Annotated in this window: 22 protein-coding genes; 12 read left to right on the top strand and 10 right to left on the bottom strand. The window is 58.5% G+C overall.

The features are described 5' to 3' along the window. Window positions 1-14 precede the first annotated feature (14 nt). Both CF137_RS15340 and ompA read left to right on the top strand, forming a co-directional pair. Window positions 15-1,052, top strand: a complete 1,038-nt coding sequence (locus CF137_RS15340; RefSeq protein WP_139720070.1) for an SGNH/GDSL hydrolase family protein — start codon at window positions 15-17, stop codon at window positions 1,050-1,052. A 266-nt stretch (window positions 1,053-1,318) separates the two neighbouring features. Continuing rightward, window positions 1,319-2,356 (top strand): porin OmpA, encoded by a 1,038-nt coding sequence (gene ompA, locus CF137_RS15335; protein WP_139720067.1) that lies wholly within the window; start codon window positions 1,319-1,321, stop codon window positions 2,354-2,356. Window positions 2,357-2,488: 132 nt separating this feature from the next. Here ompA and CF137_RS15330 read toward each other — a convergent pair whose 3' ends face one another. After that, the gene (locus CF137_RS15330; RefSeq protein WP_162515953.1) at window positions 2,489-3,511 is read right to left on the bottom strand and encodes a GGDEF domain-containing protein; all 1,023 of its coding nucleotides are present in this window, start codon (window positions 3,509-3,511) and stop codon (window positions 2,489-2,491) included. A 134-nt stretch (window positions 3,512-3,645) separates the two neighbouring features. Here CF137_RS15330 and rnr point away from each other — a divergent pair, with 134 nt between their 5' ends. From rnr to CF137_RS15310, 4 genes are all read left to right on the top strand, one after another. Further along, a complete protein-coding gene (rnr, locus tag CF137_RS15325) occupies window positions 3,646-6,012 on the top strand; it encodes a ribonuclease R (RefSeq protein ID WP_042019439.1) in 2,367 nt (788 codons plus the stop codon). Beyond that, complete coding sequence (gene rlmB / locus CF137_RS15320; protein ID WP_068977609.1) at window positions 6,009-6,758, top strand: 23S rRNA (guanosine(2251)-2'-O)-methyltransferase RlmB; 750 nt, start codon at window positions 6,009-6,011, stop codon at window positions 6,756-6,758. Before rnr ends, rlmB begins: the two co-directional genes overlap by 4 nt. Before the next feature lie 4 nt (window positions 6,759-6,762). After that, window positions 6,763-7,335 (top strand): Crp/Fnr family transcriptional regulator, encoded by a 573-nt coding sequence (locus tag CF137_RS15315; RefSeq protein ID WP_139720064.1) that lies wholly within the window; start codon window positions 6,763-6,765, stop codon window positions 7,333-7,335. 190 nt (window positions 7,336-7,525) lie between these two features. Further along, window positions 7,526-7,999, top strand: a complete 474-nt coding sequence (locus CF137_RS15310; protein ID WP_139720062.1) for a GNAT family N-acetyltransferase — start codon at window positions 7,526-7,528, stop codon at window positions 7,997-7,999. A 159-nt stretch (window positions 8,000-8,158) separates the two neighbouring features. Here the strand turns inward: CF137_RS15310 and srmB are convergent, their stop codons facing one another. Continuing rightward, on the bottom strand, window positions 8,159-9,382 hold the full coding sequence (gene srmB, locus CF137_RS15305; RefSeq protein ID WP_042019443.1) for an ATP-dependent RNA helicase SrmB: 1,224 nt from the start codon (window positions 9,380-9,382) through the stop codon (window positions 8,159-8,161). Between the two features lie 118 nt (window positions 9,383-9,500). Here srmB and CF137_RS15300 point away from each other — a divergent pair, with 118 nt between their 5' ends. From CF137_RS15300 to brnQ (CF137_RS15290), 3 genes are all read left to right on the top strand, one after another. Then, a complete protein-coding gene (locus CF137_RS15300; RefSeq protein WP_139720060.1) occupies window positions 9,501-10,211 on the top strand; it encodes a tRNA1(Val) (adenine(37)-N6)-methyltransferase in 711 nt (236 codons plus the stop codon). A gap of 191 nt (window positions 10,212-10,402) precedes the next feature. Beyond that, window positions 10,403-11,710: a branched-chain amino acid transport system II carrier protein gene (gene brnQ / locus CF137_RS15295; protein ID WP_101348156.1), complete on the top strand. Its 1,308-nt coding sequence runs from the start codon at window positions 10,403-10,405 to the stop codon at window positions 11,708-11,710. Window positions 11,711-12,177: 467 nt separating this feature from the next. Continuing rightward, window positions 12,178-13,455 carry a branched-chain amino acid transport system II carrier protein gene (brnQ, locus tag CF137_RS15290; protein ID WP_240038556.1) on the top strand — a complete coding sequence of 426 codons (1,278 nt, stop codon included), beginning with the start codon at window positions 12,178-12,180 and terminating at the stop codon, window positions 13,453-13,455. An 85-nt stretch (window positions 13,456-13,540) separates the two neighbouring features. On the opposite strand, the gene CF137_RS15285 is transcribed toward brnQ (CF137_RS15290), so the two are convergent. The 3 genes from CF137_RS15285 to zur are packed head-to-tail and all read right to left on the bottom strand — an operon-like array spanning window position 13,541 to window position 14,685. Continuing rightward, window positions 13,541-13,771: a hypothetical protein gene (locus CF137_RS15285; RefSeq protein ID WP_098970616.1), complete on the bottom strand. Its 231-nt coding sequence runs from the start codon at window positions 13,769-13,771 to the stop codon at window positions 13,541-13,543. Window positions 13,772-13,775: 4 nt separating this feature from the next. Then, window positions 13,776-14,237, bottom strand: coding sequence for a chemotaxis protein CheX (locus tag CF137_RS15280; RefSeq protein ID WP_016351979.1), 462 nt, complete (start codon window positions 14,235-14,237; stop codon window positions 13,776-13,778). Next, entirely contained in the window at window positions 14,227-14,685 is a 459-nt protein-coding gene (zur, locus tag CF137_RS15275) for a zinc uptake transcriptional repressor Zur (RefSeq protein WP_101325890.1), read from the bottom strand. The genes CF137_RS15280 and zur overlap by 11 nt, the downstream gene beginning before the upstream one ends. 137 nt (window positions 14,686-14,822) lie before the next feature. Here zur and dusA point away from each other — a divergent pair, with 137 nt between their 5' ends. Beyond that, window positions 14,823-15,809 (top strand): tRNA dihydrouridine(20/20a) synthase DusA, encoded by a 987-nt coding sequence (dusA, locus tag CF137_RS15270; RefSeq protein ID WP_139720056.1) that lies wholly within the window; start codon window positions 14,823-14,825, stop codon window positions 15,807-15,809. 63 nt (window positions 15,810-15,872) lie between these two features. Here the strand turns inward: dusA and CF137_RS15265 are convergent, their stop codons facing one another. From CF137_RS15265 to CF137_RS15255, 3 genes are all read right to left on the bottom strand, one after another. Further along, window positions 15,873-17,432 (bottom strand): methyl-accepting chemotaxis protein, encoded by a 1,560-nt coding sequence (locus tag CF137_RS15265; RefSeq protein WP_139720054.1) that lies wholly within the window; start codon window positions 17,430-17,432, stop codon window positions 15,873-15,875. 137 nt (window positions 17,433-17,569) lie between these two features. After that, complete coding sequence (locus CF137_RS15260) at window positions 17,570-17,869, bottom strand: hypothetical protein (RefSeq protein WP_005335795.1); 300 nt, start codon at window positions 17,867-17,869, stop codon at window positions 17,570-17,572. 118 nt (window positions 17,870-17,987) lie between these two features. After that, window positions 17,988-19,592 (bottom strand): peptide ABC transporter substrate-binding protein, encoded by a 1,605-nt coding sequence (locus CF137_RS15255; protein ID WP_139720052.1) that lies wholly within the window; start codon window positions 19,590-19,592, stop codon window positions 17,988-17,990. Between the two features lie 184 nt (window positions 19,593-19,776). Between CF137_RS15255 and CF137_RS15250 the strand changes: the two genes are divergently transcribed. Next, the gene (locus tag CF137_RS15250) at window positions 19,777-20,484 is read left to right on the top strand and encodes a ParB-like protein (protein WP_139720049.1); all 708 of its coding nucleotides are present in this window, start codon (window positions 19,777-19,779) and stop codon (window positions 20,482-20,484) included. Window positions 20,485-20,586: 102 nt separating this feature from the next. On the opposite strand, the gene CF137_RS15245 is transcribed toward CF137_RS15250, so the two are convergent. Further along, window positions 20,587-21,246: a CatB-related O-acetyltransferase gene (locus CF137_RS15245; RefSeq protein ID WP_139720047.1), complete on the bottom strand. Its 660-nt coding sequence runs from the start codon at window positions 21,244-21,246 to the stop codon at window positions 20,587-20,589. A gap of 284 nt (window positions 21,247-21,530) precedes the next feature. Between CF137_RS15245 and CF137_RS15240 the strand changes: the two genes are divergently transcribed. Beyond that, the gene (locus CF137_RS15240) at window positions 21,531-21,959 is read left to right on the top strand and encodes a DUF2753 family protein (RefSeq protein WP_139720045.1); all 429 of its coding nucleotides are present in this window, start codon (window positions 21,531-21,533) and stop codon (window positions 21,957-21,959) included. Window positions 21,960-21,977: 18 nt separating this feature from the next. On the opposite strand, the gene CF137_RS15235 is transcribed toward CF137_RS15240, so the two are convergent. Next, window positions 21,978-22,727 carry an enoyl-CoA hydratase-related protein gene (locus CF137_RS15235; RefSeq protein WP_139720043.1) on the bottom strand — a complete coding sequence of 250 codons (750 nt, stop codon included), beginning with the start codon at window positions 22,725-22,727 and terminating at the stop codon, window positions 21,978-21,980. Between the last annotated feature and the right edge of the window lie 5 nt (window positions 22,728-22,732).

Below are 22,732 nucleotides of genomic sequence, written 5' to 3'. Positions count from 1 at the left end.
AAGAGAATAACAATATGAAAAAATGGCTTGTTTGTTTATTGGGGTTGATGGCGCTGACCGTTCAGGCGGCAGATGGGCGTCAGCCTTTTTCCCGGATCGTGATGTTTGGTGACAGCCTCTCCGACACCGGCAAGATGTACAAGAAGATGAGGGGGTATCTCCCCTCCAGCCCGCCCTACTTCAATGGGCGTTTCAGCAACGGGCCGGTCTGGCTGGAGCTGCTGCGTGACCAGCATTTTCCCGGGCTGGTATTGGCCAACGAGGCGGAAGGCGGTGCGACAGCGGTGGCCTATAACCATCAGGGCGCTCTGAACGGCTGGCTCGGTTTCTGGTCCTGGGATCCCAAATATCAGGTGATCAACAACCTCGATTACGAGATCGATCAGTTCCTGAAAAAAGACAGGTTCCGCCCCGATGACCTGGTGGTGATCTGGGTCGGCGCCAATGACTATCTGGCCTATGGCTGGAATACCGAGCGGGATGCGGATCGGGTGATCGATACCGTCCGGCTGGCATCGAACCGCTTGGTGCTCAACGGTGCCCGGCAGATCCTGCTGTTTAACATTCCGGATTTGGGGCAGACCCCGTCAGCCCGCAGCATGAAGGTCGTCGAGAAGGTGCGCCATGTCGCCAGCTATCACAACCAGCGCCTGCAAAGCCTTACTCGTGAGCTGGCCCCCCTCGGTATTGTGAAGTTGTTCGAGGTAGACAAGCAGTTTGACGAAATGGTGAAAGAGCCACAGAAATTTGCCCTGAGTAATACAGAACAAGCATGTTATAGCGGCAGTTATATCTGGAAGCCGTTTTCTGGTAGCGCTCCGGGTATCGCAGCCGATCCCGCCCTGAGCCTGTCCGAGCGGGTGGCCATTGCTGGCAACCCGATCCTGGCACAGGCAGTGGTGAGCCCGCAGGCAATACGCAACGCAGCTGCGCTCAATTGTGATGAGCATATGTTCTGGGATCAGGTGCATCCGACCAGGACGGTGCATAAGGCATTGGGCCAGCGAGTTGCTGATTTCATCGATCAGCACTACGAGTTTATCCGTCGCTGATAGCATTCAGGGCCAGCTTGCGCTGGCCCTAATCCCGATCCAACCCCCTTTGGTGTCCGTTTTTTAATCGCTGCCAGTTCAAATAACAGGCTTTTTATTGCTGCCTTTGCAATAAAGTTGCGTTAGAGTGTTTTTTGTTAATTGATATCATTGGCTTGAAGGCAAGCTAATCTTGATAAGCCACTATGGCGTTTGGTGGTCGTGGCTATAAGACGAAGTGGTATCAACTCACTTCCTCCTACATAAAAAATTGCAGAGGCTCAGATATGAAAAAATCATTGATTACCTTGCTGGTTACCGGTCTGCTGGCGGCCAATGCTCAGGCAGCCGGCCAAGATAACACCTGGTATGGCGGTGCCAAACTGGGTTGGTCCAATTTTTATGGCGTAGATGAAAGCAATGCGCTGACCCTTGGCAATGAGACCAACGATGCCTTGGGCGCAGGTGTGTTTGGTGGCTATCAGATCAACAAGAATCTGGGCCTGGAGCTGGGTTACGACTACCTAGGCAATTACAAATACGATGCGACTACGGCGGCAGGCGCTTTCAGTGATGAAGTGAAAGCACAGCTGGCACAATTGACCCTGAAACTGGGTTTCCCGGTTACCGAGAGCCTGGATCTTTATGGTCGTGTCGGTGGCGGCTATGGCTGGGCTGACACCAAGAGCGATGCTTACAAAGATGACAGTCGTTTCGTGGTGGTGGGCGCACTGGGTGCCGAGTATGCCTTTAATCGCGACTGGGCCGCTCGCTTTGAGTACCAGTATTCAACGCCGTACGGCAGCCGTGAAGATACCGGCGTGAGAATGGATAACGGCCTGCTGTCACTGGCTGCAGTCTATCGTTTTGGCCAGGTCGCGCCGGTTGCTGCTGTGCCTGCTCCGGTACCGGCCCCCGAGCCGGTGGTGGTTGAGAAGCAGTTCACCCTGAGCTCCGATGTGCTGTTCGATTTCAATAAGGCAACCCTCAAGCCACAGGCCAGTCAGGCGCTGGATACCCTTTACAGCCAGATTGAAGAAGCGCGACCCAAGGATGGTGTGGCAACCGTGATTGGTCACACTGACCGTATCGGCTCTGACGCCTACAACCAGAAATTGTCCGAGCAGCGTGCCCAGACCGTTGCCAACTATCTGGTTGGTAAAGGGATCCCCGCAGCCAAGATCAATGTTGAAGGGCGTGGTAAATCCTCACCTGTTACCGGCGACAGCTGCGTCAGCAAGTCTAAGCGTGAGCTGATTGTCTGCCTGGCACCGGATCGTCGCGTGGATGTGAAGGTGGAAGGTGTCAGCGAGGTACAGCAGTAATCCTTCGTACTGAGCTGATTTTCTCAGGGGCTGATATGAACAGCCCCTGCTGGATCAGGGAATACGAAAAAGCCAGTCAGTTGATCTGACTGGCTTTTTTACGTCGGCATGGTGGCCGGACTGGGGATGAAATCAGGAGGGGAGCGGCATCACCCGGTTGCGCCCCAGCTCCTTGGCCTTGTAGAGCAATTTATCGGTGCGCTCCACCAGACAGTCTGCGTTCTCTTGGCGATTAAACTCACCTACCCCGAATGACGCTGTAATGTGATCGATGCGGCGGCCCGATTTACGATCGAGGATCGACATCCGCTCGACGGCGCGGCGCATGCTCTCAGCCATCTGTCTGGCCAGAGCAAGAGTGCGATGGGGGACCAGCATGGCAAACTCCTCCCCGCCGATCCGATAAGCGCTAACCCCCTCCTGGCAGGCATCTCGCAGTCGCTTGCTAAACGCACGCAGTACCTGATCACCCAGCAGGTGGCCATATTCGTCATTGAAATTTTTGAAGCGGTCGATATCGGCGAGGATCAGCGAGAAAGGCTGCTGGCTGCGGATCAGTCCCTCAATCTCGAGATCGAAAGCACGCCGATTCAGCAGGGAGGTCAGAGCATCTTCATTGGCCAGCTTGCGGGTTTCGTTGAGTGCCTCGCGCAGCTCTTTGATCTCTTTTTCAGCATTACTGATCTGGTTGCGAAAGTGCATGGTCGACATCCGCACATCCCGTGATTCGCGCACCAGATCCCGCAGGATAGCCATGGTGTCTTCCAGGCTCAACCCTTGCTCATCGATCTGGCTGAGTCGGCCAAAACTCTTGTCGAGCATCTCCTGAAACATCCCGGTATCGGAGATGGCATCCTGCATGGAGTGACCGATTTCATTGGTCATGGCAGCCAGATTGAGCTTTATCGCCTCGATTTGTTTCTCATCCTGATCGGCGAGATGCTGATGATAGAGCCGCTCACAGGTGACCAGAGAGCAGGTACCCTGCTGTTTGACGGCGAGATCAATGGCTTTATTTAGCTCGGGCATGCTGGCCGAAACATAGCTGTACCACAGGTGGTAATTGTCCGGTGTCGTGGGTATCTGGTACTTGATCATCAAGGGAACCGCCTGTTTGAGATAGGCGGCTGATTGGGCAAAAGTATCCTTACTCATGAGTTATTGGTCTCATCATGCCAGCAAACTTGATTCAGTATGACAGAGAGATTGGCCAAAAGGCAGTCGATGGATGCCATTCGCCCCCCCCTTCGATATAATGTCTGGGTTACTACCTACCCTAAGGCCTGCTTATGTCTCAAAAAGATCCTTTCCTCCAACGCGAGGCCGAAAAATACGAAAATCCCATCGCCAGTCGCGAGATGCTGCTGGAACTCATCAAGGGCCACGAAAAGCCCATGTCTCGGGAAGAGTTGGCCAAGGCCCTCAAACTGACCGATGAAGAGCCGCTGGAAGCGTTGCGCCGTCGTCTGCGTGCCATGGAGCGTGATGGACAACTGGTATTCACTCGTAACCAATGCTACGCCTTGCCGGATCGTCTGAATCTGGTCAAAGGTACTGTACTTGGCCACAAAGATGGTTTCGGTTTTCTGCGCCCGGAAGGTGGTGGACCTGATCTCTTTTTGAACAACCGCGAGATGCAGCGCCTGATGCATGGCGACTATGTGCTGGTGCAACCGACCGAGATTGACCGCAAGGGTCGTCAGGAAGCGCGTCTGGTGCGTCTGCTCAAGTCCCGTGAGGCAGACATTGTCGGCCGTTACTTCGTCGAGAATGGCGTTGGTTTCGTGGTGCCGGATGACAGCCGTATCGGTCAGGACATCATCATCCCGGAAGGTGAGAATAAAGGTGCTCGCCAGAGCCAGGTGGTGGTGGTGCGCATCAACCAGCGCGCTACCTCCCGCAGCAATGCAGTCGGTTCTGTATTGGATGTGCTGGGCGAAAATATGGCTCCGGGGATGGAGATTGAGATCGCCTTGCGCACTCACAGCATCCCGCATACCTGGCCTGAAGAGGTGACCAAAGAGGTTGCTGGCTTGGGCGAGCAGGTGCCAGAGAAAGCCAAAGAGGGCCGTATCGATCTGCGTGCATTGCCGCTGGTGACCATAGATGGTGAAGATGCCCGCGACTTCGATGATGCGGTCTTCTGTAAAGCCAAACGCAGTGGCGGCTGGCGCCTGTGGGTTGCCATTGCCGATGTCTCTGCGTATGTGAAGCCTGGCACAGCGCTGGATGCCGAAGCCTATCAGCGCGGCAACTCCGTCTATTTCCCCGAGTTCGTGGTGCCCATGTTGCCGGAGGTGCTCTCCAACGGTCTGTGCTCCCTGAACCCGCAAGTTGACCGTCTGTGCATGGTGTGCGAGATGACTATCTCCGCATCTGGCCGTATGTCCGGTTACAAGTTCTATGAAGCGGTGATGAACTCCCACGCGCGGCTGACTTACAGCAAGGTCGCCGCGATTTTGGATGGCGATGCGAAACTGCGTCAGCAATATGATCCGCTGGTGGGTCATATCGAAGAGCTCAACACGCTCTACAAGGCGCTCAAGCATGCCCGTCATCAGCGCGGAGCGGTGGAGTTCGAGAGCGAAGAGACTCGCTTTATCTTCAACGCCCAGCGCAAGATCGACCAGATAGTGCCACTGGTGCGTAACGATGCTCACAAGATCATCGAAGAGTGCATGATCCAGGCGAACGTTGCCGCTGCCCGTTACATCGAAAAGAACGAAGCCTCAGCCCTGTTCCGGGTGCACGATCGTCCGGGCGAAGAGCGCCTGACCGGTTTCCGTGATTTTCTGGCCGAACTGGGTCTGGAGCTCAAAGGTGGCCTCGAGCCAGAGCCGAAAGACTTTGCTGAGCTGGCCGCCAAGTTTGAAGGGCGCCCGGATGCAGAGCTGCTCTCCACCATGCTGCTGCGCTCCATGCGTCAAGCCATCTATCAGGCTGACAACATCGGCCATTTCGGGCTGGCATTGAAGTCCTACGCGCACTTCACCTCGCCAATCCGTCGTTATCCAGACCTGATCCTGCACCGGGCGATCAAGTATCAGACGGCCAAGGAGCAACAGGGTAACCTGCGCAACAAGTGGACCCCGAGCGGTGGTTATCACTACCAGCTGGAAGAAGTGGACCCGATGGGTGAACACTGCTCCATGACCGAGCGCCGTGCCGACGATGCGACCCGCGACGTGGCCGACTGGCTCAAGTGCGAGTACATGCTGGATCACGTGGGTGACGAGTTCGACGGCGTCATCGCCAGCGTCACCGGCTTTGGCTTCTTCGTCCGTCTGGCCGACATCCACATCGATGGTCTGGTGCACGTCAGCACCCTCACCAACGACTACTACCAGTTTGATCCCCTGCACATGCAGCTGATCGGCGAGAACTTCCGCCGTCGCTACCGTCTGGGTGACAAGGTGCGGGTCAAGGTGATGGGCGTCAACCTGGATGATCGCAAGATTGACTTCGTGATGGTGGAAGCGCCACTCACCGGCAAGGATGGCAAAGAGGTGGTGCGCAAGCCTGCCAAGGGTGGCCAGCGTCACGATAAACGCAAAGAGGGTAAGGATAGCGGCAAATCCGACAAGGGTAGCCGCGCCAAACCAAGCAACAGACGACCGAGCAAAAATGCTCGTGATAAGGCCAAGAGCACGAAATGAGTACTGAACTGATCTACGGCATTCACGCTGTATCTGCGCTGCTTGAGCGCACCCCGGAGCGTTTCATCGAGGTGTGGGCCCTCAAGGGACGCGATGACGACCGGCTGCAACCGCTGTTGACCGAGCTGGAATCCCTCGGTCTCAAGGTGCAGGGCGTGAACCGCAAGACCCTTGATGACAAAGCGGAAGGTAACAATCACCAGGGCATTATGGCCAAGGTGATTGAGGCCCCCAAGCTGGCCGAGCACGACCTGGCCAGCTTGCTGGACAGCTTGGTAGAACAAAAAGCCCAGCCTTTCCTGCTGGTGCTGGATGGGGTGACTGACCCGCATAACCTCGGTGCCTGCCTGCGCAGCGCCGATGCGGCTGGCGTCCATGCGGTGATCGTGCCGCGTGACAAGGCCAGCGGCCTGACGTCGGTGGTGCGTAAAGTCGCTTGCGGCGCCGCCGAAGTGGTGCCGCTGATCCAGGTGACCAACCTGGCCCGCAGCCTGCGTGAGTTGCAGGATCGCGGTGTCTGGCTGGTTGGTACTGCGGGTGAGGCTGATCATGACCTCTATCAGGCCAAGTTGACTGGCCCGATGGCATTGGTGATGGGGGCTGAAGGTAAAGGGATGCGCCGCCTGACTCGCGAACATTGCGATGAACTGGTGAGCATTCCGATGGCGGGGGCGGTATCCAGCCTCAACGTATCGGTGGCCACTGGCGTTTGCCTGTTCGAAGCCGTGCGTCAGCGTCGCAGCTAGTGTCATGATGACCGACAGACCCCCCTTTAGTTGGGAGCAGGTCACTGAAGAGCAGGAGGCCACGCGCCTCCTCTCTTTTGCCCGTTCGCTGACCCTTACCCCCAGATCCTGCCTCTGGCACGCCGGTGACAGCCCGGATCTGCTGGTCAGGGTGGCGCAGGGGCTGCTGCGGGCCAAGGTGGTGCTGGCGGATGGGCGCGAGTACATCAAGGAGTTCTACTGGGAAGGGGACGAGTTTCTCGATTTCCATCATCTGCTCAGTGGCGAGCCCGCCCGCTATAGCGTGGAGGCGCTGGAGCCCTGCCGTTTGCAAATCTTCCAGCTGACGGATCTGCGCCAGCTTCCCTGTTGGTCAGGCTGGTATCAGCACTTGCTTGCCGTGCAACTGCGTATCAAAGAGGAGAAAGAGCTGCTGCTGTTGACCGGGAGTCCGCAGGCTCGCTACCAGCACTTCTTGCAATGCTTCCCCTGGCTGGCCGCCAGAGTGCCGGATCACCAGATCGCCGCCTATCTTGGCATCACCCCTATCAGCCTGAGTCGCATTCGCAAGCGGTTGAAAGCGCTTAACAAGGTGTAATGTCGCCTATTCGCCATGAGGGGGCAGTGTCGCCACCAGATTTCCAACCTCTCACACTGTTCGTTTCGGCATCACGGCTGCCGGTCAGTCTTAGTCGCATTCGCAAACGGCTGAAAGAACTTAACCAAGGTTAATGCCAGCGCAGATCCGCCCGATTATGCTGGCAGGCCGAATTGATAAGGAGTTGCCAATGAACTGGATCCTGAAACCCTGGTCCGAGCTGACCACTGATGAGTTGTACGAGTTGCTGGCACTGCGGGCCGAGGTGTTCGTGGTGGAGCAGACCTGCCCCTTCCAGGATCTGGACGGGTTGGATCGCCGCGAGGGGGTCTGGCACCTGCTTGGTTATCAGGGTGAACATCTGGCCGCTTATGCCCGGATCATGGCACCCGGTATTGTTGATCAGGGCGGCGATGAGAGTGGTGTTGCCATCGGTCGGGTAGTCACCTCGCCCAAGGCGAGAGGGGGCGGTCTCGGCCATCAGCTAATGGGTGAAGCGGTGAAAGCGTGCGAAGCGTGCTGGCCAGCCCACAGTATCTGGCTCGGCGCCCAAGCCCATCTGCAGGGCTTCTATGGTCAGCATGGCTTTGTGGCTGAAGGGGAAGGTTATATCGAAGACGATATCCCCCATATCGGTATGCGCAAAGTCGCCAGTAGCCAGTAAAAGTCACGCTGTGAGCGTGACTCGCTACCTTGCCAATACGCTACATCGCCTCATCTTTTACGGGTGGTGGCGATAGCGCGAGTGGTGAGATAGCAGATGAAAAACGGCCATCCCGAGGGATGGCCGTTTTGCTATGGCAGGGAAGGCACGCCGTGATGATTACTTCTTTTTCTTCTTTGCGGTCTTCTTCTTGCCATCTTTTGGCTTTTTCTTCTTCACCGGCACCCGCGCTTCTTTGTGCTTGGGGCGCAGGGAGTCGATCACCCGGCGCTTGAGACGCTCTTCGGTATAACGTTCGATCTTGGCGACGATGGCCATGTCATGGGCTTCGACCAGACTGATGGCGCAGCCACGGTTGCCAGCGCGGCCGGTGCGGCCGATCCGGTGCACATAAACGTCGGTGCCATAGGGCATGTCATAGTTGATGACATGGCTGACGTTGGGCAGGTCGATGCCACGGGCGGCGACATCGGTGGCGACCAGGAAGGGGACTTCACCGGCGTGGAACTTGCGGATCGACTCGACGCGCTTGCTCTGCTCCATCTCGCCACGGATCCAGGCGCAGGAGATGCCTGCTGCCTGCAATTGGCCAGAGAGCTCGGCCAATCGCTCGCGGGTTCTGACGAAGACAATCGCCTTCTGGGTTTCCGGATCTTTGAGGATATGGATCAGCAACGCCAGCTTGTGGGCGGCGTCATCGGCCAGATGCACCCACTGGGTGATCGGGCGACGTTCGCTGCGCGGCGGCTCGGCGTGCAGCTCGACCGGGTTGTTGAGGATCTCGTTGGCGAATCGCTCCAGACCCGCCCCTTCCAGGGTGGCGGAGAACAGCATGGTGTGCTTGCGGTAGCGCGCTTCGGCGACGATGCGGTTCACATCCTTGATAAAGCCCATGTCCAGCATACGGTCCGCTTCATCCAGCACTAGCACCTCGATGTCGTGGCTCTCGAACTCCTCTTTCTCGATGTACTCGAGCAGACGACCCGGGGTGGCGACCACGATATCAGTGGTCTTGGTCAGGGCTGGCAGCTGCTCATCGTGGCTGACGCCGCCGATGATGGTCTCGATGCTGAGGTTGGTGTGGGCCGCCAGCGCCTTGGCGTGGGCGGTTACCTGCAGTGCCAGCTCGCGGGTCGGGGTCAGGATCAGCATGCGGCACGGGCCCGGCTTGCGGCGCGGGAAGTCCAGCAGATGCTGGAGCGCTGGCAGCAGGAAGGAGGCCGTCTTGCCGGTACCGGTTGGAGCGGATGCCAGAATATCGCGGCCGTCCAGGGCTGGCTCCAGCACCATCTGCTGGATGGTGGTGGGGCGGGTGAATCCCATCTCGGCCAAGGCCCGGTTGAGGGCGGGATTCAGGTCGAAATCATCAAAGGACTGGCTCATGGCAATACTCGGTCATTAAGGAAACGGCAGATTATAGGCGATTATCTCGTCGGCTCCTATGGCGAGTGTGGCTTAGCCGCTATAATCGCCCACCATTTTCACTGATGACGGGGGCCAGATGGGGCGTAGCCGCGGATTTACCTTCAAACAGTTCCATATCAACCACGATCGCTGCGCCATGAAGGTGGGCACCGATGGCATTTTGCTCGGTGCCTGGGCGCCGGTCGAACAGGCACGCCGGGTGCTCGATATTGGCACCGGCAGTGGTCTGATCGCTCTGATGCTGGCTCAGCGCAGCATATCTGACTGTTTCATCGATGCAGTGGAGTTGGATAAGGATGCAGCGGCCCAGGCAAGAGAGAACGTGGCGGCATCACCCTGGGCCGAGCGAGTCGCGATTATCGAGCGCGCTATTCAGGATTATCAGGGCGAACCCTACGATCTTATCGTCTCCAACCCCCCCTATTTTTTGGCAGGCCAGTCATTTAGCGATCCGGCGCGGGCGCTGGCCCGCCATACCGGCGCCCTCGACAGCCACGCATTACTGGCGGCCTGCGATCGTTTGCTGAGCCTGAACGGGCAGGTGGCGCTGGTGCTGCCGACGGCGATGGCCGATGAAATTTTATGCATCTCGGCGCATTATGATCTGCATGGGATTTGTTATACAGCTGTTATCACCAGAGAGGGTAAAGAGGCAAATCGCGTTTTATTGCTACTTGGCAGAGGATTAAACAGGTGTGAGAGGGGCAGTATTGTGATCCATTCTGCTGATGGAGGCTATTCCGACAGATATATCCATCTGACCAGCCCCTACTATTTGAAGATGTAAATTTCGTCTTGAACTATTTTTTCACGCCATTATGCTGGTTCCAGATCGAGCGCCCGCTCCAGACCAGCTAAAACCACTGGTTGTGATGAAAAAACACGCGGGGCTCTTTTTTTATCCCCCCTGAACACACCCGGTCAGTGACCGATAAAAACTATAACAAGCAATAATTTACAAGACAGACGAGGTTCAACTTGACGAAATCACTCACATTGTCCGATGTACTCGGATTGGGGTTTATGACCTTCGCCTTCTACTTGGGCGCTGGCAATATCATTTTCCCGCCGTTGGCCGGTTACATGGCCGGTGAGCACCTCTCCCTGGCGATGTTTGGCTTCCTGGTCACCGCCGTGGGCCTGCCCCTAGTGACCATTCTGGCCGTGGCCAAAGCTGGCAATGGCTGGGCTGGCATGACCAAACTGCTGCCTACCGGTATCGCCACCGCGCTGGCCGTTGCCATCTATATCATCATTGGCCCGGCCTTTGCCGCGCCCCGTACCGGTCTTGTTGCCTACGAGATGGGCCTCAAGCCGTTCATCGGCGACATGGGTCAAGCGGGTCTGGCTGCCTATACTGTGGTCTTCTTTGGTATCGCCATGCTGGTCTCCATGAACCAGGGCAAGCTGATGGACGCCATCGGCAAATACCTGACGCCGGTCCTGATGCTGCTGCTGCTGACTCTGGCTGTCGGGGTATTCGTGGCGCCGCAGGGCACCATGCCTGATGCGTCCGGTGACTATCAGAACAGCCCCTTCGTGAAAGGGATCCTGGAAGGCTACAACACCATGGACACTCTGGCGTCCCTGATGTTTGGTGCCCTGATTGTCGACTTGCTGCGCAAGAAAGGGATCAACGACTACAAGAGCCAGTTCAAGTATCTGGCGATTGCTGGCCTCATCTCTGCCATTGGTCTGTGCGTGGTGTACGTTTCCCTATTCCGTCTGGGTAACACCGCTGCGGGCGTGGCAACCGATGTCAGTAACGGTGGCGCTATCGTCAACGCCTACGTGCTGAGTCTGTTTGGCCAGCCCGGCCAACTGATCCTGGCGGCCATCATTACCCTGGCTTGCTTTACTACCGCTGTGGGCCTGATCTCCGCCTGTTCCGACTTCTTCCACAACCTTACCGGTATCAGCTACCAGAAGCTGGTGGTGTTGCTGGGCGTTATCTGTGCCGTGGTTGCCAACGTGGGTCTGAGCCAGTTGATCAGCCTCTCCATCCCGGTGTTGGTTGCTATCTATCCGGTTGCAGTGGCGCTGGTGCTGGTCACTTTCCTGAAAGGCTACTTCGGTCGTCCTCGTCTGGTGTTCCGTGCGGTGCTGGTGGTTGCCTTCTTGTTTGGTTGCCTGGATGGTCTGGGTGCTGCCGGTATGAAGATGGATGCGTTTGCCTTCCTGCCGCTGTTCGACAAGGGCCTCGCCTGGCTGATGCCAACCCTGCTGGCCTGCGTGGTAGGCATGGTGGTCCGCCCGAGCGAGAAACTGGCTGCCGAAGCTGCCTGATCACCTGATGTGATGTTGCCAAGAGCCTGCCCCGTGCAGGCTCTTTTGTTTTCAGCCAGTCTCGCTGCTGCACTGCGGTTGGCACCGCCGTGACGGTCACGGTGTGCATAGAGCATCTGACCAGCCGTTGCTACTTGCTTGCGCCCTTGCCACTCCTCTGCAGCCTGTTTTCACCCCTCATGGTGCATGCCCGGGGCGCTATCCGCTGCTGGATAGCTGAGCCGTTCGGTGATTAATTCTGCTTGGATAAATTGTTTCAAGATATTACTTGGTGATTGAGATCGAACTCCTCTTCTTTATGCTAAAGATGGAGCGCCTCATCCGGTCTGCGGGCCGAATGGGCGCCAGAGGTATTGTTACCGGTTATCTGCCAGGCAGTGGGTGCAATCAATAACAAGCTGATAAGGCAGATGAGGTTGGGTTTGACGAAATCATTGAAGTTGTCCGACGTATTCGGATTGGGGTTTATGACGTTTGCTTTCTATCTGGGGGCAGGCAATATCATTTTTCCGCCGCTGGCCGGTTTCATGGCAGGTGAGCATCTGCTGGCCGCCATGTGCGGCTTTTTGCTGACGGCGGTGGGCTTGCCGCTGATCACCCTGATTGCGGTGGCCAAGGGGAGCTCGGGGGGCTGCGCGGGCGGCTGGACCGGGATGACCCGCTATCTGCCCGCCGGGGCGGCGACGGCGCTGGCCATCACCATCTACATCATCATGGGGCCCGCCTTTGCCATTCCCCGTACCGGTCTGGTCGCCTACGAGATGGGGCTCAAGCCCTGGCTCGGGGATGCCGGTCATGAGGGACTGCTGATCTACACCCTGAGTTTCTTTGCGCTGGTGATCCTGGTGTCACTCGATCGGGGCAAGCTGCTCGATGCTATCGGCAAGTATCTGACGCCGGCCCTGATGGCGATGCTGCTCATTCTGGCGGTCGGGGTCTTTATGGCGCCGCAGGGCACCATGCCCGATGCCAGTGGCGAGTACATTAGCGCGCCGCTCACCAAGGGGATGCTGGAGGGGTACAACACCATGGATACCCTGGCCTCCCTGATGTTTGGCGCCCTGATCATCGGTTTGCTACGCCAGAAGGGGATCGAGGATTATCGCAGTCAGTTCAAATACCTCACCATTGCGGGCTTGATCTCGGCGGTCGGGTTGTCGGCGGTGTACGTCTCGCTTTTTCAGCTCGGCAATAGCGCCGGTGGGGTGGCGAGCGATATCAGTAATGGCGGCGCCATCGTCAATGCCTATGTGCTGAGCCTGTTTGGCCAGCCGGGGCAGTTCATTCTGGCCGCCATCATCACCCTGGCCTGTTTTACCAGTGCGGTCGGCTTGCTCTGTGCTGGCGCAGACTATTTCCACGGCCTGACTGGCTGGGCCTATCGCAACTGGGTCATGCTGCTGGGGGCTCTCTGTGCGCTGGTCGCCAATGTGGGGCTAAGTCAGCTTATCAGCCTCTCCATTCCGGTGCTGGTGGCCATCTATCCGGTTGCTATCGCGCTGGTACTGGTCACCTTCCTCAAGGGGTGGTTTGCCCATCCACGGCGGGTGTTTCGCGGCGTGCTGGCGGTAGCCTTTCTGTTTGGCTGCCTCGATGGGCTGGGTGCTGCCGGTATGACGATGGACGGGTTTGCCTTCCTGCCGTTGTTTGACCAGGGCCTCGCCTGGTTGATGCCGACCCTGCTGGCCTGCATGGTCGGTATATTGGTGCGTCCGGGCGCTAAACTGGCAGCCGAAGCGGCCTGATCCCAGGTTAACGAGATAGCAAAGAGGCCAGCATATGCTGGCCTCTTCTGTTGTTGCGGTAGTGATTCTCTAACGATTTGACGGTTCAGATTTGCGGGGCTACCGGCTTTGGTTTTCCCTCCAGCCCATACCAGTGGCTGCTGATGCGTCCCTCATGCCACTCGAGGGTACCCCAGGGATCCTTGGCCTCCCAGCGCGGGAAGTTGATGAGCACCCGGTTATCCTCGTACTTGTAGAGGGAGGTGCTGATCTGGATATCCGACAGGATCAGCAACAGGGCCCAGCAGATGAAAATCCATTTCAATGCTTTCCACATAGGGCTACTCGAAGCAGATTTCGATGGTGGCGCGGCCGTAATCTGATTCGAACGGCATCATGATCTTGGTGCCATCGGCCCGGTGGGTGATGGTGTGATTGGGTCCGGAGACGATGATGGGGGTTGCCATGTCAAACTCGTAACCCTTCTCACCCAGCATCCGCTTGGCGCCACCGGTTACCATGTTGGTGATCTCGCCCACCATGTCGGTCACTTCTTCGTTGATGGTGGCGGGTGCCTCCCCCAGCATACGGCGCATGATCTCCAGCGCCAGCCCCTTCTCGAAGCTGATGGAGAGGGAACCACGGGTCTGCGGGCCGACCATGCCGATCAGGCCGGAGACGTCGCCGCGTGCCAGCTCATCCATCTTGCGTTTTGGTTTGCCCGGTTTGAGTTCCAGTTGTGCCATGGTCGAGAGCACATTGAGCAGGGATAGCAGGAACGGATTTACAAAATCAGCCTTCATGATGACTTCCTACAGTGGGCGTACAGCGAGCACATTGGCCATGTGCCTCGATTGTCTTATTGGTAATAGTAAAACCATGCAAGTGGGCCTGCTCGGAAAACGCGCTATCGATCGCCGTATCGTGAAGCTCGACCACATCACCGCACACGTCACAGATCAGCAACTGCATCGGGTGAGCGTGATCGAAGTGGCAGCAGAAGATAAATGCGTTGAGAGATTCCACCTTGTGGGCAAAGCCCTGTTCGAGCAAAAAATCGAGCGCCCGATAGACGGTTGGCGGCTTGGCATTGGCTTCTGTTTGTTGCAACTGGGCTAACAAATCATAGGCGCTGATGGCGTTGCCGTGTGCCGCCAGCAGGCGAAATACCTGACGCCGGGTCGGGGTGAAGCGGATCCCTCGCTGTATACAGAGTCGCTCGGCTCGTTGTAAAAGTTGGTCTTGATTCATGATCGCGCAGATACCCTTTCTATTAGCCGGATACTATCACAGGGCCTCGCATGGCGCGGCGACAAAATTCATTTTCTGGGGCTGCTTCACGTTGTGATAAAATCCGCCCCTTTCTTTAGCCAACCCGGATGATTTTTATGCAGGCGCAGCGTTTTTCCATCGCCCCCATGCTGGACTGGACTGATCGGCATTGCCGTTATTTTCATCGACTGATGAGTCGCCAGACCTTGCTCTATACCGAAATGGTGACCACCGGCGCCATCATCCACGGCAAGGGGGATTATCTGGGTTACAGCGAGCAGGAGCACCCCATCTCCCTGCAGCTGGGGGGCAGCAATCCCGCCGATCTGGCCCACTGCGCCAAGCTGGCCGCAGAGCGTGGCTATGACGAGATCAACCTCAACGTCGGCTGCCCCTCCGATCGGGTGCAGAACGGTCGCTTTGGTGCCTGCCTGATGGGTGAACCGGCGCTGGTGGCGGACTGCGTCAAGGCGATGCGCGATGTGGTCGATATCCCGGTGACGGTGAAGACCCGCATCGGTATTGACGATCAGGACTCCTACGAGTTTTTGCAGGCCTTTATCGAACAGGTGCGCGATGCCGGTTGCGATACCTTTATCGTCCATGCCCGCAAGGCTTGGCTGAGCGGCCTGAGCCCCAAGGAGAACCGCGAGATCCCGCCCCTCGATTACCCCCGTGTCTATCGGGTCAAGCAGGATTACCCCGAGCTGACCATCGCCCTCAACGGCGGTGTCACCTCCATGGAGCAGACCCTCGAGCATCTGCAGCATCTGGATGGCGTCATGATGGGACGTGAAGCCTATCAGAATCCCTACATTCTGGCGCAGGTGGACAACCTGGTGTTCGGCCAGAATAACGCGGTGCCGAGTCGCCACGAGGTGGTGCGGATGATGCTGCCCTATATCGAGCAGGAGCTGGCCAAGGGCAACTACCTCTCCCACATGACCCGCCACATTCTGGGGCTGTTCCAGAATATGCAGGGGGCCCGCGCCTGGCGCCGTCACCTGAGCGAGAACGCCTGCAAGCCGGGCGCCGGTATTCAGGTGGTGCTGGATGCCATGGCCAAGGTGCCGGAGTTTGCCGCCAGCGAGCAGAGCGAATAACTCTCCTGTCAGGCAAAGCGAAAAAAGCGCGTCAGTTGACGCGCTTTTTTGATCGCTGTCGCTTCAATATCTGAACTGGTTGATTAGCCGCGAGAGGTCCTGCAGCCGCTCTACCAGCAGGGTGATGCCATCTAGCGCCTGCCTGCTGTTGTCGGCGGTGTGGCTGGCCAGCTGGTGGATCTGGTGTACCCCTTCATCGAGGGTCGCCGTGACGTCGGCCTGCTGACTCACCGCCTGGGCGATCTCGTCGCTGGTACGGGTTACCTGCCCCAGCATCCGGTTGATCTGGGTGAGCACGTCGGCGGTGGTGCCCGCGTGCTGCTGGCAGCGCACCGAGGTCTGCGCCCCTTGCATCATCCCCTCCGACAACTGTCGTGTAGTCTGTTGCAGCGCCTGGATCATCTCGTGGATCTCGCTGGTCGAGGCTCGGGTCTTCTGGGCCAGCGCCCTCACTTCATCCGCCACCACGGCAAAACCGCGCCCCTGTTCGCCCGCCCGGGCGGCCTCGATGGCCGCATTGAGGGCGAGCAGGTTGGTCTGGTCGGCGATTTGACTGATCACCTCCAGAATACCGCTGATCTTCTGGCTGTCGCTGGTGAGCTGGGCCAGCACGGCGTGGTTGGCATCCAGCTCCTGATGGAGTTGGTTGACGGCAGAACGGGTGGTCGCCAATGCTTGCAGCCCTTCGTCGGAGACCTGCTGTACCTCTATGACCAGATTGCTCGCCTCATGGGCACTGTGGGCCACATCGCGAATGGAGTGGCTCAACTCGGTGATGGCGGTCGCCAGCTGCTCGCTGTGGTCGCGCTGCTGCTGCAGATGAGTATCAATGGTCTGGATATTGCCCCGGTCATCTTCGGCTGCCTGCAGGATCTGCTGGTTGGTGTCGGCGCTGCGCCCGACCACGGCCTTGAGCTCGGCCTGCTTCATCCGCAGGGCCAGTTCGACGGCCGCCAGGGTGTCGCGCCGTCGGGTGTAGAGCACCTGACAGAGGCGGGTTCCCTTGTCTTGATCGGCAAGGGTGAGCAGATGAGCCAGCCGTTGCTGCAATCGCCAGCCGTGGGTTGCCTGTGCCAACAGCAACAAGGCGGTGGGCAGCAGCCATAACAGGTTGCCGGTGGCAAAGGTAGCAAGGGTGGTGAACAAGGCAGAAACGGAGAGCCAGAGGGTCAGCCGACCCGGTTCAATGTGAAAGCGGCTCAGCCAAGGAAGCGCCTTGCCGCTGCGCAGCAGGCCATAGAGCTGCTCGGCCCAGGCCACATCGCTGGCGGCGGGTTTGGTGCGCACCGACTGGAACTCGACGATCTCCTTCTGCGCATTGAGGATCGGGGTGACGTAAGCGTTTACCCAATAGAACTGACCGCTTTTGGCGCGGTTCTTGACTAGCCCCATCCAGCTTTTGCCCTGTCGCAGCCGCTGCCACATGTCGGCGAAGGCCACCTTGGGCATGTCGGGGTGTCGCACCAGATTGTGGGGTACCCCTTCCATTTCGGCAGCACCATACCCGGCCACGTCACAGAAGTGCTGGTTGGCATAGGTAATATGACTGGCGGGATCCGTGGTCGAGATGAGTGCGATGTTGTCGGGGAAGTGTATCTCCCCCTCCTGATTGAGTTTGGTCATGTGTCGTTCCTGAGAATGCCAAATAACTGATAGCTATGTTTTTTATTGTCGTTTTCAGTTAATCATTCTAAGGCTCTTCAGTGACCCGAACTTGGCTTGGGTCAATTAATCAACACAATGAATTGATGAAGTGAGGGTCAGCTGGCCGGTGTGAAATCGTGAACTTCGCCGCTTCTCGGTTTAAAGCGCGGATCGCTATCTTTGTAGCTGCGCACTAGCTCCATCGTCTTGCAAAAGCTGGTCTGCTTGTCGTACTCCTGACGAGCCAACTCGATGGCGCGTTCGGCCCGGCGCCGCTCCATCTTGTCAGACTTGCGATCGCTGAACTGTTGCTGCTGATGCAGCATCCAGCCGACAAACTCTTGCTGGCATTGAGATTCGCTGTTGGCCTGTGCAGGCAGGGTCCACAACAACGAGAGCAGTATCAAATAACGCATGTCTGACTGGATATTGGAGATTAATTGAACAGGAGGGGCGGCATTTTAGGCTGGAAATCGTGGTGTGAACAGTATCAATAGCGAGGCCCCGCGGGGCCTCGCATCGTTGTGGCCGGTGTCAGTGTTTGACGAGGTACAGCTGGCGGCTGTAGGCCACATCTTCCGGGTTGTTGATGGGGTAGCCCTTGAGCCATGGCTTGATGAGGCGGGCATTGGTGTACTGGTAGATGGGAGCGATGGGGGCTTGATCCAGCAGGATCGCCTCCGCCTCGCCAAACAGCTTGCTGCGGCTGGCGGCATCCTGGGTGCTGGCCGCCTCTGCCAGCAACTGGTCATAACGGGCATTGGCAAAGCCCGCCATGTTGCCGCTGTGATGGGAGCCCCACAGGCCGAGGAAGGCAGAAGGGTCGTTGTAGTCGGCGACCCAGGAGGAGCGGATCACCTCGAACTGACCACTCTGGCGGCTGTCGAGATAGGTTTTCCACTCCTGATTGGTCAGCTCGACCTCGGCGCCCAGCTTTTGTTTCCACATGCTGGCGATGGCCAGCGCCATCTTCTTGTGAATTTCCGCGGTGTTGTAGAGCAGGGTCAGCTTGAGCGGCTTGTCCGGGCCGTAACCGGCCTTCTTGAGCAGGGCCTTGGCCTTGCTGTCCAGCTCCGGCTGGCTGCTGGTGGAGAGCAGGTTGGCGGCAGGGGTGAAGCTGGCGGTCACATCAGGAGTGAAGTGATAAGCCGGTTTCTCGCCGGTGCCGAGCACCTTGTCGGCGATCAGGGCGCGGTCGATGGTGTAGGAGAGCGCCTTGCGCACCCGCACATCGTCGAGCGGCGCCTGCTTGGTATTGAAGGCGTAGTAGTAGGTGCCGAGCTGATCCGGGGTGTAGACCTCATTCGGGATCTGCTGCTTCAGCTTGTCGTACTGCTCCTTGGGGAAGGATTCGGTGATATGCAGATCGCCAGCCAGATAGCGGTTGGTGGCCGCACTCTCCTGATTGATCGGCATGAAAATCACTTTAGTCAGCACGTTATGGGCCCGATCCCAGTAGTAGGGGTTGGGGGTTAGCTCCAGCTTTTCGTTAACCACCCGGTTGTTCAGCACAAAGGCGCCGTTGCCCACCAGTTTGCCGGGTTGGGTCCACTGGTTGCCGTACTGCTCGATGCTGGCCTGATGGAGCGGTGACAGACTGGGGTGGCTCAGCAGGCTCAGGAAGTAGGGGACCGGCTGGGAGAGGGTCACCTGCAGGGTGTGGTCATCTAGGGCCTTGACCCCCAGCTCGCTGGCAGGCAATTTGCCAGCCACTATCTCGTCCACCTTGTCGAAGCGGGCCAACTGGGCAAACCAGGCGAAGGTGGCCGCCTCTTTCGGATCGACCAGCTTGCGCCAGCCGTAGACGAAGTCGCCGGCCTTGACCGGATCGCCGTTGGACCAGCGCGCATCCGGGCGCAGATGGAAGGTAAAGAACTGGTTGCCCTTGTTCTCCCAGCTGGCCGCCACCCCGGCAACCGGTTTGCCATCCGGCCCCTGGGTCAACAACCCCTCGAACAGATCCCGCAGTACCTGCAACTCCGGCAGTCCGACCAGCTTGAGCGGGCTCAGGCTCGCGGGTTCATCCTTGAGGTGGCGAACGACAATTTGTTCGGCGGCGAGTTGTGTTCCGGCGGGGATATCGGCAGCCTGAACAGCGGCGCAGCCCAACAGGGCCAGCAAGGGGCTCCATCCTTTCATGGGTCGGATCCTTCAAATAGTGTGAAGCGGGGAGAAAACTCGGCGATAAAATGTCGCCGACAGATGGGGAATCATGATATCCCGTTTAATGGTCTGGCCGCCAGCATTTGGCTCTCAACCCCAGTCGGGGATGCGGGGGCATGCGGGTGTCTCTGCAGTTCAATGTGGCAAGGAGTATCAAACGATGAAAGCATGGTTATTGCTGACCTGTGTGTTGAGCCAGGGCGCCTGGGCGTTGGCCCCGTGCCAGAGCGAGACGGCGGTGGGCAACTGGTGCGAGATCGGCATCGATGCCTTGCACCCGACTCAGGGGGGCGTCGGCCAGATCCAGGTCGATGAGACCCAGGCCACATTGGCGGGCATGAGCGCAAAGCAGCTCGACAAGTTGATGAAAAAGAAAGAGATCCCCGTGGTGATTGCGCCGGATGGCGGCTACTGGCTGGTGGACCGCCACCATCTCACCAAGGCGCTGTGGCAACAGGGAGTCAAGGATGCCCGGGTCAAGGTGATCGGTCGTCTGCAGGATAAAGATAATTTCTGGAGCCAGATGCAGAACAACCACTGGGCCTGGCTCAAGGATGAGAAGGGGCAGCCGCTGACCCCGGAGCAGTTGCCGACCCGCATCGACAAGCTGCCTGATTACCCCTACCGCACCCTGGCCGGGTTGTTGCAAGATGCGGGCTACTTCAGCAAGAACAAGCAGGTCTATTTCGTCGAGTTTGCTTGGGCCAGCTGGCTCGGCAAGCAGATGCAGTGGATGCCGGTGGACAGCGCCAATCTGGCGGCCCGGCTGCAACAGGCCAAACGACTCGCCTGTGGCAGCGATGCCAGTGATCTGCCCGGTTATCCCGGTAAGCAGTGCAACCTTAATCAGTCAAAAACGGCGCAGTGACCGGATGAGCGATGACGGCATCCAAAACATGCCGAAGATGAAAGAGGGCGACCCTAGGGTCGCCCTTCTGCTGTCAGCTTGTTAGCTGATGGTTAGCGGTGGTCACTCATGGCGCTCAGCCCAGCGGACGGCCGCCTGCTCAAGCAGGGCGACTTCACCTTGCTGGATCAGCGGCAGCAGGGCGTTGACCTGCTCGTTCGGCCAATCCCACCAGGCGAGGGCCTGCAGCCGGGCAATCTCCTCCTCGTCAAAGCGCATCCGCACCACCTTGGCTGGGGTGCCCGCTACCATGGCATAGGGCGGCACATCCTGATTGACCAGTGAGCGGGCGGCGATGATGGCGCCATCGCCGATGGTGACACCGGGCATGATTATCGCCTCCATTCCGATCCAGACATCGTTGCCGATGCGAGTATCGCCTGCGGGGCGGTAGCTACGCTGGAGCGCCGCTAGATCGGCGAACGGATAGGTGCTGATGAAGGCGGTGTTGTGGGTGTGGTTGCCCCCCATGATGATCTTCACTCCGGCGGCAATCTGCACATAGTCGCCGATATGGAGCCGGTCGATATGCCAGAGCGGCTCCCAGCCGGTGTCCGGGCTGAGGCTGAAGCGGTCGCCATGGAGATAGCGCACCGCCACCTCTTCGAAGGGGCCATCCCAGGCGCCCGAGTAGTAGCTGTGCTGCCCCTTGAGGCAGATATTGGGGTTGGTCACCGTCAGGTGCAGGTATTCAACCTGCGACCAGTGTTGGCAGGTGTTCATACTGGAACTCCTTTGCTGAATGGATCGGATTGGGTGCGTGCGGGTGAGCGCAGCTAATAGATCCAGACCAGCATGCGGGGCACGCAGAGCAGGGAGCAGCCCAGCATCTGCGGGAGACAAGGTCGCATTGTGGGGTGCTCCAAAGCAGAGGGAAGGGCACGATCATAAGGTCGGGTGTCCGGTTTGCCAAGGTTGCCGAGAGATCCTGCACTAACCCTCTGGTTGATATTTATTCTCAATTAGCCATGATAACACTCCCACGATGACGGACCCGGGAGCGCGAGATGACACCGCACAGTTGGCAGCGATACATGTTGGAGGCGGATCGAGCCTGGCAGGCCGGTTCGCTGGGAGCGGCGATCTGCTTTTATCAGCAGGCGCTGGGGGATGTTTACGAGATGACCCAGGTGGAGTTGACCGAACTGGCCACCATGCGGGTCGCCACCTGTCACCGACTGGCCGATTTCTGGCGGGCGATGGATGAGCCGACTTACGAGCTGCGCTACCTGAAGCTCGCCGCCGAGCTGGTGACGGCGCTGGTGCCGCAATGCCCGAACCGGGAGTGCGAGGCGCTGATCAGCGAGCTGGGTTGCTGCCGCGGTGCCCTGCTCGCCTTCCTCAAGCGTCACCCCAATCCGGAGATTGCCCAGCTGATCCAGCTACAGGACAAGGTGCAGGGCTGCGAGCTGATCGGCCGTTTTCGCCTCAACTGACCGGCGCAGAGCGGCAGCTCAGCTCCGCCGTTTGAGTTTCTGGGCGATGCGCTGCTGCGCCTCTTCCCCTTGCAGCGCCTGGGCGAAGGCGCGCGCCTCCAGATCGATGACAAAATGCACCGCCTGTTTGAGCTCCTGTTTCAGCAGCGCCTTGCTCTTTTGCAGCGCCCTGGGCGGTTTGGCCGCCAGCTTTAGCCCCTGCTCGCGGGCAAAGGGGAGCAACTCATCGGCCGCCACCACCTTGTTGGCCAGCCCCAGCCGCAGCGCCTCTTCGGCATCAATAACCTCGGCCAACAGCAACAGCTCTGCCGCCTTGAGGTGACCCACCAGGCGCGGCAGCAGCAGGCTGGAGGCAAACTCCGGTACCAGCCCCAGCTCGACAAAGGGGAGCTGCAACCGGGCGTTATCCCCCAGATAGACCAGATCGCAGTGCAGCAGAATGGTGGTACCAATCCCCACCGCCGGGCCGCCAACTGCAGCGATCACAGGTTTGGGGAAATCCGCCAGGGTGTGGAGGAACTGCAGGATGGGGTCGTCGGGCTCCAGCGAACTCTTGCCCATAAAGTCGGCCAGATCATTGCCCGCAGTGAAACAGTCGTGCTGCCCCTGCAACAGCAGGACATGCACTTCGTCATCGGCCGCCGCCTCTCGCAGCGCCGCCACCAGTTGCTCATACAGCTCGGTATTGAGGGCGTTGCGCTTGTCGGGGCGGTTGAGGGTCAGGGTGAGCAAGCCATCCTGCTGCTCGGCAATGAGAATGGGGGCCATGTCTA

This window comes from Aeromonas sobria (assembly GCF_006243315.1).
Taxonomy (GTDB): domain Bacteria; phylum Pseudomonadota; class Gammaproteobacteria; order Enterobacterales; family Aeromonadaceae; genus Aeromonas; species Aeromonas sobria_A.
Note: the sequence above shows the minus strand (reverse complement) of the source record. Positions and strands in the feature narration are given on the sequence as shown.